Source organism: Streptomyces regalis (assembly GCF_001509475.1).
Lineage (GTDB): Bacteria > Actinomycetota > Actinomycetes > Streptomycetales > Streptomycetaceae > Streptomyces > Streptomyces regalis.
Map to the genome: position 1 here is coordinate 20,029 of NZ_LLZG01000005.1, position 13,542 is coordinate 33,570.

At 70.9% G+C, this 13,542-nt stretch carries 13 protein-coding genes; 2 read left to right on the forward strand and 11 right to left on the reverse strand.

Annotated features, from left to right (window positions below; translation table 11 throughout):
• Window positions 1–73 precede the first annotated feature (73 nt).
• Window positions 74–430, forward strand: coding sequence for a 5-carboxymethyl-2-hydroxymuconate Delta-isomerase (locus tag ADL12_RS02445; RefSeq protein WP_062697937.1), 357 nt, complete (start codon window positions 74–76; stop codon window positions 428–430).
• Here the strand turns inward: ADL12_RS02445 and ADL12_RS02450 are convergent.
• The 5 genes from ADL12_RS02450 to ADL12_RS02470 all read right to left on the reverse strand — a co-directional run bounded on the left by ADL12_RS02450 (window position 427) and on the right by ADL12_RS02470 (window position 5,663).
• Window positions 427–1,116, reverse strand: a complete 690-nt coding sequence (locus ADL12_RS02450) for a TetR/AcrR family transcriptional regulator (RefSeq protein ID WP_107119806.1) — start codon at window positions 1,114–1,116, stop codon at window positions 427–429. The genes ADL12_RS02445 and ADL12_RS02450 overlap by 4 nt on opposite strands.
• A 56-nt stretch (window positions 1,117–1,172) precedes the next feature.
• Window positions 1,173–2,198 carry a PDR/VanB family oxidoreductase gene (locus ADL12_RS02455; RefSeq protein ID WP_062697941.1) on the reverse strand — a complete coding sequence of 342 codons (1,026 nt, stop codon included), beginning with the start codon at window positions 2,196–2,198 and terminating at the stop codon, window positions 1,173–1,175.
• Window positions 2,198–3,076 (reverse strand): metal-dependent hydrolase, encoded by an 879-nt coding sequence (locus tag ADL12_RS02460; protein ID WP_062697942.1) that lies wholly within the window; start codon window positions 3,074–3,076, stop codon window positions 2,198–2,200. The genes ADL12_RS02455 and ADL12_RS02460 overlap by 1 nt, the downstream gene beginning before the upstream one ends.
• A gap of 88 nt (window positions 3,077–3,164) precedes the next feature.
• Entirely contained in the window at window positions 3,165–5,090 is a 1,926-nt protein-coding gene (locus ADL12_RS02465; protein ID WP_062697944.1) for a hypothetical protein, read from the reverse strand.
• Between the two features lie 72 nt (window positions 5,091–5,162).
• Entirely contained in the window at window positions 5,163–5,663 is a 501-nt protein-coding gene (locus ADL12_RS02470) for a tetratricopeptide repeat protein (protein ID WP_062697946.1), read from the reverse strand.
• A 99-nt stretch (window positions 5,664–5,762) separates the two neighbouring features.
• On the opposite strand from ADL12_RS02470, the gene ADL12_RS02475 reads away from it, so the two are divergent.
• Complete coding sequence (locus tag ADL12_RS02475) at window positions 5,763–6,188, forward strand: hypothetical protein (RefSeq protein ID WP_062697948.1); 426 nt, start codon at window positions 5,763–5,765, stop codon at window positions 6,186–6,188.
• 81 nt (window positions 6,189–6,269) lie between these two features.
• On the opposite strand, the gene ADL12_RS02480 is transcribed toward ADL12_RS02475, so the two are convergent.
• From ADL12_RS02480 to glnII, 6 genes are all read right to left on the reverse strand, one after another.
• Window positions 6,270–7,826, reverse strand: a complete 1,557-nt coding sequence (locus ADL12_RS02480; protein ID WP_062697951.1) for a DUF1996 domain-containing protein — start codon at window positions 7,824–7,826, stop codon at window positions 6,270–6,272.
• A 202-nt stretch (window positions 7,827–8,028) separates the two neighbouring features.
• Window positions 8,029–8,682 carry a LuxR C-terminal-related transcriptional regulator gene (locus tag ADL12_RS02485; RefSeq protein ID WP_062697953.1) on the reverse strand — a complete coding sequence of 218 codons (654 nt, stop codon included), beginning with the start codon at window positions 8,680–8,682 and terminating at the stop codon, window positions 8,029–8,031.
• Entirely contained in the window at window positions 8,667–9,950 is a 1,284-nt protein-coding gene (locus tag ADL12_RS02490) for a sensor histidine kinase (protein WP_062697955.1), read from the reverse strand. Before ADL12_RS02490 ends, ADL12_RS02485 begins: the two co-directional genes overlap by 16 nt.
• A gap of 52 nt (window positions 9,951–10,002) precedes the next feature.
• On the reverse strand, window positions 10,003–11,043 hold the full coding sequence (locus tag ADL12_RS02495) for an SDR family oxidoreductase (protein WP_062697957.1): 1,041 nt from the start codon (window positions 11,041–11,043) through the stop codon (window positions 10,003–10,005).
• Window positions 11,044–11,130: 87 nt separating this feature from the next.
• Window positions 11,131–11,682 (reverse strand): winged helix-turn-helix domain-containing protein, encoded by a 552-nt coding sequence (locus tag ADL12_RS02500; RefSeq protein ID WP_062697959.1) that lies wholly within the window; start codon window positions 11,680–11,682, stop codon window positions 11,131–11,133.
• Window positions 11,683–12,027: 345 nt separating this feature from the next.
• Window positions 12,028–13,059 (reverse strand): glutamine synthetase, encoded by a 1,032-nt coding sequence (gene glnII / locus ADL12_RS02505; protein ID WP_062697961.1) that lies wholly within the window; start codon window positions 13,057–13,059, stop codon window positions 12,028–12,030.
• Window positions 13,060–13,542: the final 483 nt, after the last annotated feature.

A 13,542-nucleotide genomic window follows, 5' to 3' on the forward strand; every position in this document is an offset into this window, starting at 1 on the left:
ACACTCGTGAAGACATCGCGACGCCGGGCGCTGCGGTTAGGGTGAGCGCTGCTGACCTAGAACAGGAGTACTGATGCCGCAGATCACCGTCGACTACTCGGAACAGCTGGCAGACGATTTCGACCGGCCCGGTTTCGCGCGGGCGCTGCACGCCGCCGTGGTCGAGATCGCGGCCGCGAAGCCGCCGGCGTGCAAGACACAGTTCCGCAGGGGCGAGAACACCACGGTCGGCGACGACACGGACGGCCACGCCGTCGTCCATGTCACGCTGGGGCTGCTGGCCGGTCGCACGGACGAGACGAAAGCCCGGCTCACCGAAGCCGTACTGGAGTTGCTGCGGCAGTACGTGAAGCCCGCAGAGGGGCTCGCCCTGCACGCTTCCGCCGAGGTACGCGACCTTGACCCGTCCTACCGCAAGTTCGAACGCTAGGACGCCAGCGAGATCAGCCGGCCGGCCAGGTCGCTGAACGGGCCGTCGGCCGGCTCCTCCTTCAGCATGCGGCGCAGCAGCGCGCCCATCTCCTCGTCGTAGGCGGCGCTGACGGCGGCCAGGGCGGCGAAGTCGTGCACCAGCTGGGCTTCCAGTTCGGCGCGTGGGATGCGCCGCCCGTCCAGCCAGATCAGTGCCGTCGACTCGGCGAGCGAGATCCAGGAGCGGATGACCAGTTCCAGGCGGGCGGGCGGGTTGTCCACCTTCAGATGCGAAAGGATTTGGACATACGCGGCCTGCCGCACGGAGTCGATGAGCGCGTTCGTCGCCGTCGAGCCGACGGCCGGGCCGCCGCGCATCAGGGCGGAGAAACCGGGGCCGTGTTCCTCGACGAAGTCGAAGTACCGGCGCATCACCCGCAGCAGCCGCGTTGCCAGCGGCCCCTCCTGCGGTTCGACGAAGCGGGCCGCCAGTTCTTCCGAGGCACGCTTCAACGCGGCTTCGTACAGGCTGAGTTTGCCGGGGAAGTAGTGGTAGACCAGCGGACGTGAGATGCCCGCCGCCGACGCTATCTCGTCGATGGAGACATCGTCGGGCGAGCGCTGGCTGAACAGTTCGAGGGCGACGCCGATCAACTGCTGCCGCCGCTCCTCGACTCCCATCCTTCGGCGTACCCCGGTAGTCATGCGAACACCTTACCGATCGAATCCGGCCCTGAACGGACCGGACCGGCCGCCAGTGTTCACATATCCAGTACGAGTCGGTCACCCCGCGCCCGCGACACACAGATCAGCATGGAGTCGCCCCGCTCCGCGTCCGTCAGCAGTTCGTCCCGGTGGTCCACCTCGCCCTCCAGAACCCGCTGTTGGCAGGTCCCACAGAACCCCTGCTCGCAGGAGTACGCGGTGTCGGGCAGCTCGGCACGTACGGCAGCGAGGACGGTCGAGTCCTCCGCCACGCTCAACGTCCGCCCGCTGCGCCGGAGTTCGACCTCGAAGGCACCGCCTCCCGAGGCGCGGGGTGTGAACCGCTCCAGATGGACCCGAGGGGACCGCTCCTCCACCGCGGCCATCAGCCCCTCCGGGCCGCAGCAGTAGACGGCAGCACCCTCGGGCACGTCCGCGAGGAACGCGTCGAGATCCGGCTGCCCCTCGGCCACGGCCGCCCGGCCCCCGCCGCCCAGCTTCTCGACCTCCTCCAGGAACGGCATCGAGGCGCGGTCGCGCCCGCAGTACAGCAGCCGCCACTCGACACCGTCCGGCAGCGCACGCAGCATCGGCAGGACAGGGGTGATCCCGATACCGCCCGCGACGAAGACGTACGACGGGGCCGCCACCAGCGGAAACCTGTTCCGCGGTCCCCGCATCTCCAGCTCCGTCCCCTCCCGCACCTGCTCGTGCACCTCGCGCGAGCCGCCCCGCCCGTCCTCGACCAGCCGGGTCGCCACGGTGTACGACGAGGTGTCCTCCGGGTCCCCGCACAGCGAGTACTGCCGCACCAGCCCCGACGGCAGGACGAGATCGAGGTGCGCGCCGGGTTCCCAGCGCGGCAAGTCGTGCCCCTCCAGGCGGAGTTGTACGACCCCCTCGGCGACCGTCTCCCGTGACGTCACCGTCAGCCGCAGCGCCCGCGACCGGGGCCGCCCGGAGACCGGCTCCTCCAGCGCGGGCCACGGCCACAGCGGGGAGGCCTGGATGCGGCGGCGCATCGCCCTCCGGGTGAGCAGTGCGGCACCGGCGACGACCGCGACGGTCAGCGGCTTCGGCATCAGGAGGAGCCCTTCTCTGCGGCCATGGCGGCGGGGGAGGAGGCCAGATACGCGACGGCCTGCGCGGTGGAGCCCTCCTGCGAGGGGTGGTAACTCCGGCTCAGATAGCGGGGGATGGACCGTGCCATGTCCCCGGTCGTCGGCAGCAGGCCTCGCCGTCCGCGGACGTAGAACTCCTTGAAGCTCGCCTTCCCGTCGACGAGCGTCGGGTCGTTCTCCATGAAGAACCGTGTCCCGCGCTGCCAGAGGAACACCAGCGTGGCGAAGGCGCTGGCCCAGGTCCGCGCCCGCCGCCGGTAGTTGCCGTCGACGTGCATGAACAGCTCGAAGGCGACCGACCGGTGCTCGACCTCTTCCGCGCCGTGCCAGCGCAGCAGGTCCAGCATGGTCGGATCGGCGCCCCGGCGGTCCAACTCCTCGGCGTTCAGCACCCAGTTGCCGAGGAACGCCGTGTAGTGCTCGATCGCCGCGATGAGGGCGACCCGCTCCATCAGCCACCACTTGCGGGCCTTGCCGGGCGGCAGGGTCCGGTCGCCGAGCAGCTTCTCGAAGAACCAGTCGACCTGCGCGGTGTACGGCGTCGGATCGAGCCCCTGCTCCCGCAGGTGCGGCAGCACCTCGTCATGGGCCTGCGAGTGCGTCGCCTCCTGCCCGATGAACCCGATGACGTCCTCGCGGAGCCGCTCGTCGCGTATGTACGGCAGCACCTGCTTGTAGACGTGCACGAACCACCGCTCGCCGGCAGGCAGGAGCAGATGCAGCACGTTGATGGTGTGCGTGGTGAACGGATCCCCGGGCACCCAGTGCAACGGGGTGTCTTCCCAGGAGAAGGACACCTTGCGGGCCTTGAGCGGCACCCGGTCCTGCGTGTGAGACATGGCGTCAATGTACTGACGGGTAGGTCCGTGGTGAACCCCCGTGCACGACCCTATTTACATTCGTGTCAGCAAGGCGCCCGGCCGGGCCTCACCGCAGTCCGCTGATCGACCGCCCGCTCTCCAGCGTGCCCTTCAGCTCGACCTGCGCGCCCTGCTTGGCCCGCGCGGTGAGCAGGCTGCCCTCGGTGCTGCCGTGGACCCCGCCCGTGGCCCGGATCGACTCCGTGTCCCGGGTGGCCGCCGCCAGCAGATACCAGCTGCCCGTGTTCGCCTTCCACAGCACCCCGGCCAGCACATGCGGATCCCGCGCCCCGCACGCCGAGACGTTCTCGCCCTTCGCCGCCACCGCCGCCTGCGTCGCGCCCGGAGTCCGGAACTGGGCCAGCACCCGCTCGCCGCCGCCCCGCCAGGTCTCGCCGCGCGTGCACACCCAGTCCGCCGAGCCGGTCCCGTCGGGCAGCGCCTGCCGCGCGAACGCCCAGGCGTTGACCGTGCGCACACCCGCGGAGCGCATCTGGCCCAGCCAGCAGGAGTACGGCGCCCAGGTGCGCAGCGCCGCCGGGCCGGACGCGTCCTTGACGGCCCCCGGGCGGCCGGTGGTGAGGCGGACCGGGACCAGTTCGGCGAGGTCGGTCAGCAGGCGGGTGCCGGTGCTGTCGGCCAGCTGCAGAACGTTCCACGACGTGCACGTGCCGGTCTGCTGGACGGCGGGGCTCGCCAGCGGGGAGGTGATGCCGCCGGTCACGGTGAGGTCCATCGCCCCGGTCCGCGGCTTCAGCAGATCCCGCTCGGCCGCCTTCTTCACCCAGGGCGCCACCAGATAGCGGACATTGCCGTCGGCCCGGCTCAGCACCACCGCGCTCGCCTCCCCCCTGGTCGCGCCGTCGACCCGGGAGAAGTCCAGGGCGGCGCCGGCCGTGCCCTCCTTCGGTTCGGCGTAGCGGACGATGCGCAGGCCGTCGTAGAGGATCACCACGTGCGCGTTGTCGACGGTCCCGGCGTACAGCAGTTGCGGCGCCCCGGGCGGGCCGCCCGACGGGGTGCCGGGGGTCGCCGAGACCGCGACCGTCTCGCCGGGGCGGGCCCAGACGGCGAGGGCGCGGCGCAGCAGGGCCGAGTCGTCGGTGAGGTCGCCGCGCGCGGGCCACACGGAGAAGTCGGTGCGGGCCGAGGACTGCCAGGCCAGCGCGGGAACCTTCGTCAGCTGGGCCGGGTCGAGGGCGGCCTCGGCCGCCGGGTTCTGCGCGTACGAGGGGGCCGCGGCACTGTCCGGGCCCCAGCCCTCGCCGGGCAGGCCGAGCAGTGCCCCGCACACCAGGAGGGCGGCCCCGGCAGCGAGCGCGGCCTTCGTGTGCTGCCTGCGCCGCATCAGATCGGTGGGGCGGGCGTGCAGCGAGCAGGGGTCGAACTCGGGGGAGTCGAGCAGCGCGTACTGGGCGGCCACGGTCGCGGCCTCGTCGAGCGCGGCGTCCACGTCCTCGACGCCGGCCGCCGTCAGTACGTCGCGTACGGCGCCGTCCTTGAGCTTTTCCAGGCCGCGCAGGACGTAAGCCGCCCGCGCCGGGCCGGACAGCGCCGACAACTGCTGGTCCAGGGCCAGTTCGTCGGCGCCGCCCGACCGGGGGAAGAGGCGCAGGCCCCACACCTGGGGCAGCAGGGGCGGCAGCTGGGAGCGCTTGGGCCAGGCCAGGCGCCGCAGCGGCAGGCCCGCCTCCAGCGCCGTACGCAGGACCTGGAGGCGGAGGAAGGCGTACCCCGGGTCGCCGTCGCGGCCGGTCGACTGGGCCGGGATCGCGGGCGTCGCCGCCGCCCGGCCGCGCGGCAGCGCGCGCTGGGTGAGGGAGTGCGCGGTCACCACACGCCGGTTGCGGCCGAGGCTCGGCGGCAGCACCAGGTAGGCGAGCCGGACGAGGCGCGGGTAGTGCTCGACGAGCGCGGCCTCGGCCCGCTCGATGTCGACGACCGGGTCGGCCGAGGCGGGGGCGGGGCGCGGGGCGACATCCTGTGACTGCACGTTCAGCAGAACGAGCGAATGGTCAGTTGGTCACCGTTACCCGGACCACCCCGGGCGCGGTCCCGTGACGGCTCAGTCCTCCGACTCCACCAGTGCCCGGGCGTAGTTCGCCATCGAACGCCGGTAGCGGGGCAGATGCGGCGCGAGAGCACCCAGCACCAGGGACAGCCCCTCACGGTCGCGCCCGAGGCTCGACAGGCACAGCGCGAGCGTCGCCCGTACCGCGTCGTCCAGCTCGTCGGAGGGCGCGTCAAGCTCGGGTGTCAGCAGCTTGACGCCCTCCTCGGCCTGCCCGGTGTTCCTCAGCGAGCTGGACAGCTGGATCTTGGCCCGCCGTCCCTTGTAGCCGGTCAGTCCCCGGGCGAGAGCCTCCCGGTACAGCGGCACCGCCTTGTCCGAGTGCCCCGTCGAGTCCCAGGCGCAGGCCTGCTCGAAGGGCCCCAGGGGGCTGTCGTCGGGCAGTTCGGCGACGAGGGCGTCGATGACGGCGCGGAAGTCGGCCGCCTCCTCCTCGGGGTAGGTGTCGAGGGTTGCCCATGCGGCGGCCACGCGGTCTTCCCAGTCCTGGTTCATGGCGTCACTCTCGCACGCGTGCGCGAACCGGCAACGGTATTTTGAGCGCTCCGCACGCGGGAGCCGTATCCACGGGGAGGCCCCTGCAGGGAGGAAGAGATGAAGGTGACCCGACCGATGCTCGCGGCAGCTGGTGTCGCGGCGGTGTTCGCGCTGGCAGGCTGCGGATCCGGCGACCAGGAGGCCGCCGTGCCCAAGACCGCCACCGGCAGCCTGGAGCACCTGGCCGCCGAGGTGAAGTGCAAGCCGAACATGCAGACGGACGCCGACGAAATCCGGCAGGCCCTCTGCAAGACCGGCAAGGAGAAGTACGTCCTCGCCACCTTCGCCACCGACCGCGGTCAGCGCGAGTGGATCAACACGGCCAAGGACTACGGCGGTTACTACCTCGTCGGCCGCAAGTGGGTCGCCGTCGGCCACGAGGACGTCGTGGCGGGGCTGCGCGACACGCTCGGCGGCAACCTGGAGGTGGGCACCGACCACTCCGGTCACTCGGACGGTCACTCCGCCGACCACGACGGCTGACCACACACGGAACCCGGAGACGAGAGAGCCGGCGGTGGGAGATCCCACCGCCGGCTCTTTCATGGCCTACCGCCTAGTGCGTCACTGGCATTCCTGGCCGCTGTTGATGCACTGGACCACCTGGTTCATCAGGTTCTCGTCCATCACGTTGATGAAGTCGTTGTGGTCCGTGATCGGCTTGTGCAGCTGCTCCGGGAAACCGTCCACGGCGTACGGGTTCTGCACCTGACCGTTCTCGACGGCCGGGGCAGGTACGTCGTACACCAGGCGGATCTGGAGCTGCGGGATCGCCTGGAAGCCGTTCGCGCAGCTGCCGTCGGCCTGGACGAACGCCACGTGGTCACGGTGGTTGGCGCTGTCGATGTTCTGTCCGTCCCAGCAGCTCTGGAAGTTGGACGTGCGCACCACCGAGCTGCCCTCGGGGCAGATCACGTACTTGTCCGTCACCTGCCGGTCCTCGAAGCCGGTGCAGCTGAACGAGGTGTTGGCGTTGGCGAGGCCGTTGGTGAAGGCCTTGGCGTCACCGGTGATGATGCGCAGGAACTTCGGCATCGCCACGACGTCGCCCTGCTTGTTGCCGACGAACTTGATCTCCGCCTGGCTGGCCTCCAGGATCGTGCCGACGTTGCCCTCGGCGCCACCACCGGCCTGGCCGGCGTCGAACTCGTTGGAGCCGTCCTGGAGACGGAGCACCGGCCAGTAGTAGGTGGACTTGTCCGCCTGGTTCTGGCACGTGGTGTCCGCGCCTGCCAGGTCCTCGTCGCTGGCGAAGGCGTCGTTGCCCTGGTTGCCGACGTAGTCGTGCGTGTGGTGCGCGCCGTTGTCGACACCCGGGGCCACGATGATGTTGTCGGAGTTGAACAGGTTGTTCGCGTTGGTACCGCACTCCGTGGTGAAGGAGCCGGTGGAGCCGGAGTCACCGTTGGCGGCCAGGCCGTTGGGCAGGTTGCGCGAGTTGGGCTGAACGTTCTCGATGTTGACGAAGTCGTCGGCCACCGGGCCGTTGCCGGCCTGACCGCCGTTGCCCTCGGGCACCGGGTCCAGACCGTTGTCCTGGCCCTGGTCCTGGCCCTGGTCCTGACCGTCGTTGTTCTGGTCCTGGTCCTGGTCCTGACCGTCGTTGTTCTGGCCGTCGCCGGCGTTGCCGTCGTTGACCTCCGGCTGCTCGGCCGGGACGCCCTGGCACTCGGCCAGCTGGTCGAGTCCCTGCGGCGCCTTCCCGCCCACGCGGTTGATGTTGATGCCGATCCGGTCCAGGGTGGCCACCCGCTTGGACTTCAGCGGGCCGAGAATGGCGTTGTTGACGAAGCCGGGGTCACCCGCCTGCGCCTGGCGCGTGTCCGCGAGACGCGTGTAGGCATCCGTGATCTGCTTGTCGAGCAGCGCCAGCTCCTTGGCGACGCCCTGGCGCGCGCTTTCCGGCACGTCCGTCAGCTGCTGGCCGACGTCCGGGCAGTTGATCGTCGCGACCTGGGCGTTCGCGGACCTCGTCTGGTTCCACCCAGAGTTGTTGTCCTCATGCGCCGAAGCATAGAAGTTGGCCCATACAAGCCCGCCCCCACCGAGCGCTAGGGCCGCCGTCCCGGCTATGGCCTTGGTGGCCAGCGGCATCCGGCGTTTTCTTGTGTTGCGTCCCATGGAACTCCTCTGACTTCCTTTTTCGGGGGCATCGAGGCGCCCGACAGGAGTGAAGCGGCTCCCATTCATACGGAGGGCGTCCCAGGGGTGTTCAGTCGTCCCGGAAATTGTTGAGAGGTTCGTGAGAATCTGTGTCCTCAACAGCCCCGGAAACACCGGGAGTTGTTGATCCCGCACGACGGGTGAATGGCCGGGTCCCTTTTCACCGGCCGTGGTCGAGATACGCGAGAACCGCCAGCACGCGACGGTTGTCGTCGTCCGACACCTCCAGGCCCAGTTTGGCGAAGATATTGGCGGTGTGCTTCGCGATCGCCCGTTCCGTGACGACGAGCCGGTCGGCGATCGCCGCGTTCGTCCGCCCCTGCGCCATCAGCTCCAGCACCTCCGTCTCACGGGGCGTGAGCCGCGCCAGCGGCTGGTCGTCGGCCGCGCGCCGGGTCAGCAGCTGCTGGATCACCTGCGGGTCCATCGCCGTGCCGCCCGCCGCGACCCGCCGTACGGCGTCCACGAACTGGTCCGCGTCGAACACCCGGTCCTTCAGCAGGTACCCCACCCCGCCGCTGCCGTCGGCGAGCAACTCCCGTGCGTACAGCTGCTCCACGTGCTGCGAGAGCACCAGCACCGGCAGCCCCGGCTTCCTGCGGCGGGCCTGAAGCGCGCACTGCAGCCCCTCGTCGGTGTTCGTCGGCGGCAGGCGTACGTCGACGACGGCGACGTCCGGCTCCAGCTCGGCCAGCGCGCGGGCCAGCTCGGGGCCGGTCTCGACGGCCGCCGCGATCTCGAAGTCGTAGGCCTGCAGGAGCCGGACGAGGCCGTCGCGCAGCAGGAACAGGTCTTCGGCTAGGACAACGCGCAAGGAATCTCCATGGTGACCATGGTGGGACCGCCCGCGGGACTGCTGACGGCGAGGACGCCGTCGAATGTACCCAGTCGCCGCTCGACTCCGGTGAGGCCCGAACCGGTCCCGATCACCGCGCCGCCCTTGCCGTTGTCCGTGACGGTGATGCGCAGCATGCCGTCGCCTTCGTTCATGTGATGCAGGTCGATCCAGATCCGGTCGGCACCCGCGTGCTTGACAGCGTTGGTGAGCACCTCGCTGACCGCGAAGTACGCCGCGGACTCCACGGGCGCCTCCGCACGCCCGGGCAGCTCCACGTTCACCTCGGTCGCGACCGGCAGCCGCAGCACCAACGCCCTTACAGCGTCGCCCAGTCCGCGCTCGGCGAGCACGGGCGGATGGATGCCGCGCACGAGGTCGCGCAGCTCGGCGAGTGCGTCGGCCGAGGACCGGCGGGCCTGGGCGACGAGCTGCTTGGCCTTCTCCGGGTCCTTGTCGAGCAGCATCTCGATCGTCCCGAGGTCCATGCCCATCGCCACCAGCCGCGCCTGGGCGCCGTCGTGAAGGTCGCGTTCGATGCGGCGCAGTTCGGCGGCGGACGTGTCGACGGCGTCGCGCCGGGTCTCGGTCAACACCCTTACGCGCTCGGCGAGTTGGGCCTGGGTGGGAGTGAGGACGGCGTGGGTGAGCCGGAAGTGGATCTGGAGCAGTCGTGCCGTGAGGAAGTGGGCGAAGAAGAGAAGGACGAGGCCGAGGGCTCCGGCGCCGAGCGCGGACGCCTGCCCGGTGACCGGTACGAAGCCGTACCAGTACGTGCCGCCGCCGGCGTCGGTGAAGACCCGCCACAGCCCCGCCGCCATCGCGAACCCCTCCAGCGGATAGAGGAGCAGCGCGGCCGGCAGCAGCGCGGTGACGAACCCGGCCGTCATGTCGACCGGCAGCCACCGCAGGTCCCGCCACGTCGCCGGGTCGCGCAGCATCCCGAAGGTGCGGGTCCACGGATTGGCGCTCTCCGGCAACGGCCGGTACGCCGACGGGATCCGCACCCCGCCCCACTCGGCCGCGAGGACCCGCCGCCAGTTCGCGAACGTCCGCACGCCGGTCAGCACATACGGCGTCGTGACGAGGCCGACGCCGATCGGGATGAGCGCGATCGACACCAGGGAGAGGACGAAGCAGAGGACGGCCCCCGGCAGGGACACCAGCGCCAGCGCAAGCCCCCGCAGCGCGGCGATCCCCATGCCCCGTGCCCTCGAACCACGGCCGCTCTTGTTGTCGTTGGTCATGCCGTCAGTCTCGCGGAGGCCGCAACGGGGGTCACGGGGCCGAGCCCCCGGATCAGGAGGTGGTGCCAGGTACACCCCCGCCGGGCGCCCCCGCCTCGGCCGCGAGCACCTTCGCCTCCACCTCCGGATCCAGCCCCTTCGAGGTCCGGTCCGGCCGCATGGGCGCCGTGCCGCCGATGTCCCTCAGCCACCGCCAGGTGTCGGCGACAGTCTCCTCGACGGGCCGGCAGCGCAACCCGGTCGCGACGGCCCGGGACACGTCGGCGCTGTGCAGGGCGTCGTGCATGTCGCTGCCCGGCGGCACCCACACCGGCAGCTGGGTCCACGGCTCGATGCCCGCCTCCAGGATCACCTCCGGCTCGGTCCAGCGCAGCTCGGCGGCCTCGCCGACCGTGGCCACGCAGGCGTCGAGCAACTCACCCATGGTGGCGTGCCCTTGCGGGCTCATCAGGTTGTACGGCCCGCTCAGCTCCTGCTCCACCGCCCCCAGAATCCACTCCGCGAGGTCGCGGATGTCGACGTACTGGAGAGGAAGGTCCCGCGGCCCGGGCGCCAGCACGGGACCCCCGCGGGCGATCCGGGTCAGCCACCACGGCAACCGGCCGACGTTCTCGTACGGCCCGAGGAGCAGTCCGGCCCGCACCAGCACGGAGCGCTCCGCCCCGAACTCCTCGACGGCGGCCAGCTCGCCGCCCCGCTTGTCCCGTGGGTAGTCGGTCTGCTCCGCGCCGGCCTCGGCGCCCTCGACCAGCGGCGCGTCCTCGCCGTACCCGGCGGGTGGGGCCCACTCGTACACCGAGCAGCTCGACACGTACACATACCGCGCGGCGCGGCCCCGCAGCAGCCGCGCCGCCTCCTGTACCGCGCGGGGCGCCGCCGACCAGGTGTCGACGACGGCGTCCCACTCGCCGGTGTCCTCGGCGAGGGCGGCGAGTCCGTCGGACGCGGTGCGGTCACCTTGCAGCAACCGCACCCCGGCCGGGGGTTCGTGCCGCCCCCGGTTGAAGACGGTCACGTCCCAGCCGCGCCCGAGGGCCGCCTCCACGACGGCCCGCCCGGCGAACTCCGTACCACCCAGCACCAGAAGTCTCATGCCGCCGACTCTGCCCGGTGCGGGCGCGGGACGGAACAGGACTCTGCCGTCAGCAGAGGGCTTTCGAGGGAGCGGCGGCCGGGCAGGTCAACGCCCCGTCGGTGGGGCGTACTTGTAGCCAACCCGCCGCACCGTCCGGATCGTGTCCCGGTGCTCGGCGCCCAGCTTGCGGCGCAGCCGGGCGATGTGGACGTCGACGGTACGGCCGTCGCCCACATGCCCGTACCCCCACACCGTGGTGACCAGCTGGTCGCGCGTGTGCACGCGGTGCGGATTGGCCACCAAGTGGGCGAGCAGCTCGAACTCCAGGTAGGTGAGGTCGAGTTCACGCCCGTCGACCGCCGCGGTGCGCCGCACGGCGTCGACGCTGACGAGCGGGTCGCCGTCGACGTCACGGGCCGACGGAACCGGCGGCTGCCGGTCGGCCGGGACGAGCACCAGGTAGCCGATCATCGGCGGCTGCCCCGGGAGCGTGGGCAGGGAGTGCTGGGGAGCGGGCAGCCAGGTGGCACCCGGCGGCAGGAGGTCCGCGACGTCGATCACCTCGTCCCGGTCCACGGCGCGCAGATGCTGCCGTGAAGCAGCAGCCGGGGAGGGGGAGTTGAGCGTGGCGGTGGAGAGAGAAGGAGTGGTCGCCATGAGAGGTCAGCTCTTTTCGCGCGAGTCCGTCGGGAAGTCCGTGGGAGACGTACGTCGTTTCGCGCTGGCCGAAGGCCGGGGAGGTTACGGCTTTACAGGGCCCGCGCGTTCACCGCGCGGCAACACACCCGGTCGAAGTCGTCGTGCTGACGGGAAGGCCAGAAGGGCTCGAGGTCATGGCGACCTGTCGCGGAGTACTTCTGGAAGCTGGCCATGCCTCCATTGAAGCAGACGCGGGCCCCGCAGGGGACCCGTCGTCTCATCCCTCCAGCCGTTTGTCCCAGGTCAACGCGGAGGGGGCGCCCACCGTCTCGGTGGGCGCCCCCTCGGGAGCTACTGGGCGGATCAGACCTGGCCGGCCTTCTCCAGCGCGGAGCAGCAGGTGTCGACGATCAGGCGCGTCACCAGGTACGGGTCCACGTTGGCGTTCGGACGGCGGTCCTCGATGTAGCCCTTGCCGTCCTTCTCGACCTGCCACGGGATACGGACCGAGGCGCCACGGTTGGAGACGCCGTAGGAGTACTCGTTCCACGGGGCGGTCTCGTGCAGACCGGTCAGGCGGTCGTCGATGCCGGCGCCGTAGTTCTTGACGTGGTCGAGCGGCTTGGAGCCCTCACCGAGCGACTCGCACGCGGTGATGATGGCGTCGTAGCCCTCGCGCATCGCCTTGGTGGAGAAGTTGGTGTGCGCACCGGCGCCGTTCCAGTCGCCCTTCACCGGCTTCGGGTCCAGCGTCGCGGCGACGCCGAAGTCCTCGGCGGTGCGGTAGAGCAGCCAGCGGGCCACCCACAGGTGGTCGGAGACCTCCAGCGGGGAGACCGGACCGACCTGGAACTCCCACTGGCCGGGCATGACCTCGGCGTTGATGCCGGAGATCGCCAGGCCGGCGGCCAGGCAGTTGTCCAGGTGGGCCTCGACGACCTCACGGCCGAAGATCTCGTCGGCGCCGACACCGCAGTAGTAGCCGCCCTGCGGGGCCGGGAAGCCGCCCTTGGGGAAGCCGAGCGGGTAGCCGTCCTGGAAGAAGGTGTACTCCTGCTCGATGCCGAAGATCGGCTCCTGAGAAGCGAACTTCTCGGCGACCTCGGTGAGCGCGGCACGGGTGTTGGACTCGTGCGGCGTCATGTCGATGTTGAGGACCTCGCACAGGACGAGGATGTCGTCGCCGCCGCGGATCGGGTCGGGGCAGGTGAAGACCGGCTTGAGGACACGGTCCGAGGAGTGGCCCTCGGCCTGGTTCGTGGAGGACCCGTCGAAGCCCCAGATCGGCAGCGCGTCCAGACCGGCGGGCTCGCCCGCGATGATCTTCGTCTTGGAACGGAGCTTGGCCGTCGGCTCGGTGCCGTCGATCCAGATGTACTCAGCCTTGAAGGTCACGGGCCACATCCTTCGGGGGTGGGTCTAGGCGCACTTGCGGGTGCTGCGGCGCTGCGGCACTGAGGCGCCGCTCTTGATGCCCGCGAGCCTGTCAACAGGCGATTTCCCGGCCGTTGCTCGAATGTGAACCCCGTGTTACCTGGTGGTGGTGTGGCGCGACTCACGCTGTGAGCGGTCGCACTAAGTCGATACGGCGACATCCGGCGCCGCCGGCCGGCGTGGTCCGGTGGCTCGTATGCGATGGGAATGAGACACCGGACCGCACGCACCCGCACCCGCGTACGGCGGGAAGGGGACGTGCCGGGGGGTGTCCGCCCGCAGCGGCGGGCGTCAACGGACAGCACCTCTTGCCCGACGGCAACCGCCCGACCGAGGACGGACACCCCCCCCGGCGCGGCCCCGACCCACCCACCGCCCGCAGGCGCTACGCGCACCCCCACGCAGCGACACAGGCCGCCGCAGGCATCCGACGCGCACCCCCAC

Coding starts and splice junctions, on each gene's coding strand:
- ADL12_RS02445 (WP_062697937.1), top strand. CDS start 74: ATGCCGCAGATCACCGTCGACTACTCGGAACAGCTGGCAGACGATTTC.
- ADL12_RS02450 (WP_107119806.1), bottom strand. CDS start 1,116: ATGACTACCGGGGTACGCCGAAGGATGGGAGTCGAGGAGCGGCGGCAG.
- ADL12_RS02455 (WP_062697941.1), bottom strand. CDS start 2,198: ATGCCGAAGCCGCTGACCGTCGCGGTCGTCGCCGGTGCCGCACTGCTC.
- ADL12_RS02460 (WP_062697942.1), bottom strand. CDS start 3,076: ATGTCTCACACGCAGGACCGGGTGCCGCTCAAGGCCCGCAAGGTGTCC.
- ADL12_RS02470 (WP_062697946.1), bottom strand. CDS start 5,663: ATGAACCAGGACTGGGAAGACCGCGTGGCCGCCGCATGGGCAACCCTC.
- ADL12_RS02475 (WP_062697948.1), top strand. CDS start 5,763: ATGAAGGTGACCCGACCGATGCTCGCGGCAGCTGGTGTCGCGGCGGTG.
- ADL12_RS02480 (WP_062697951.1), bottom strand. CDS start 7,826: ATGGGACGCAACACAAGAAAACGCCGGATGCCGCTGGCCACCAAGGCC.
- ADL12_RS02490 (WP_062697955.1), bottom strand. CDS start 9,950: ATGACCAACGACAACAAGAGCGGCCGTGGTTCGAGGGCACGGGGCATG.
- ADL12_RS02495 (WP_062697957.1), bottom strand. CDS start 11,043: ATGAGACTTCTGGTGCTGGGTGGTACGGAGTTCGCCGGGCGGGCCGTC.
- ADL12_RS02500 (WP_062697959.1), bottom strand. CDS start 11,682: ATGGCGACCACTCCTTCTCTCTCCACCGCCACGCTCAACTCCCCCTCC.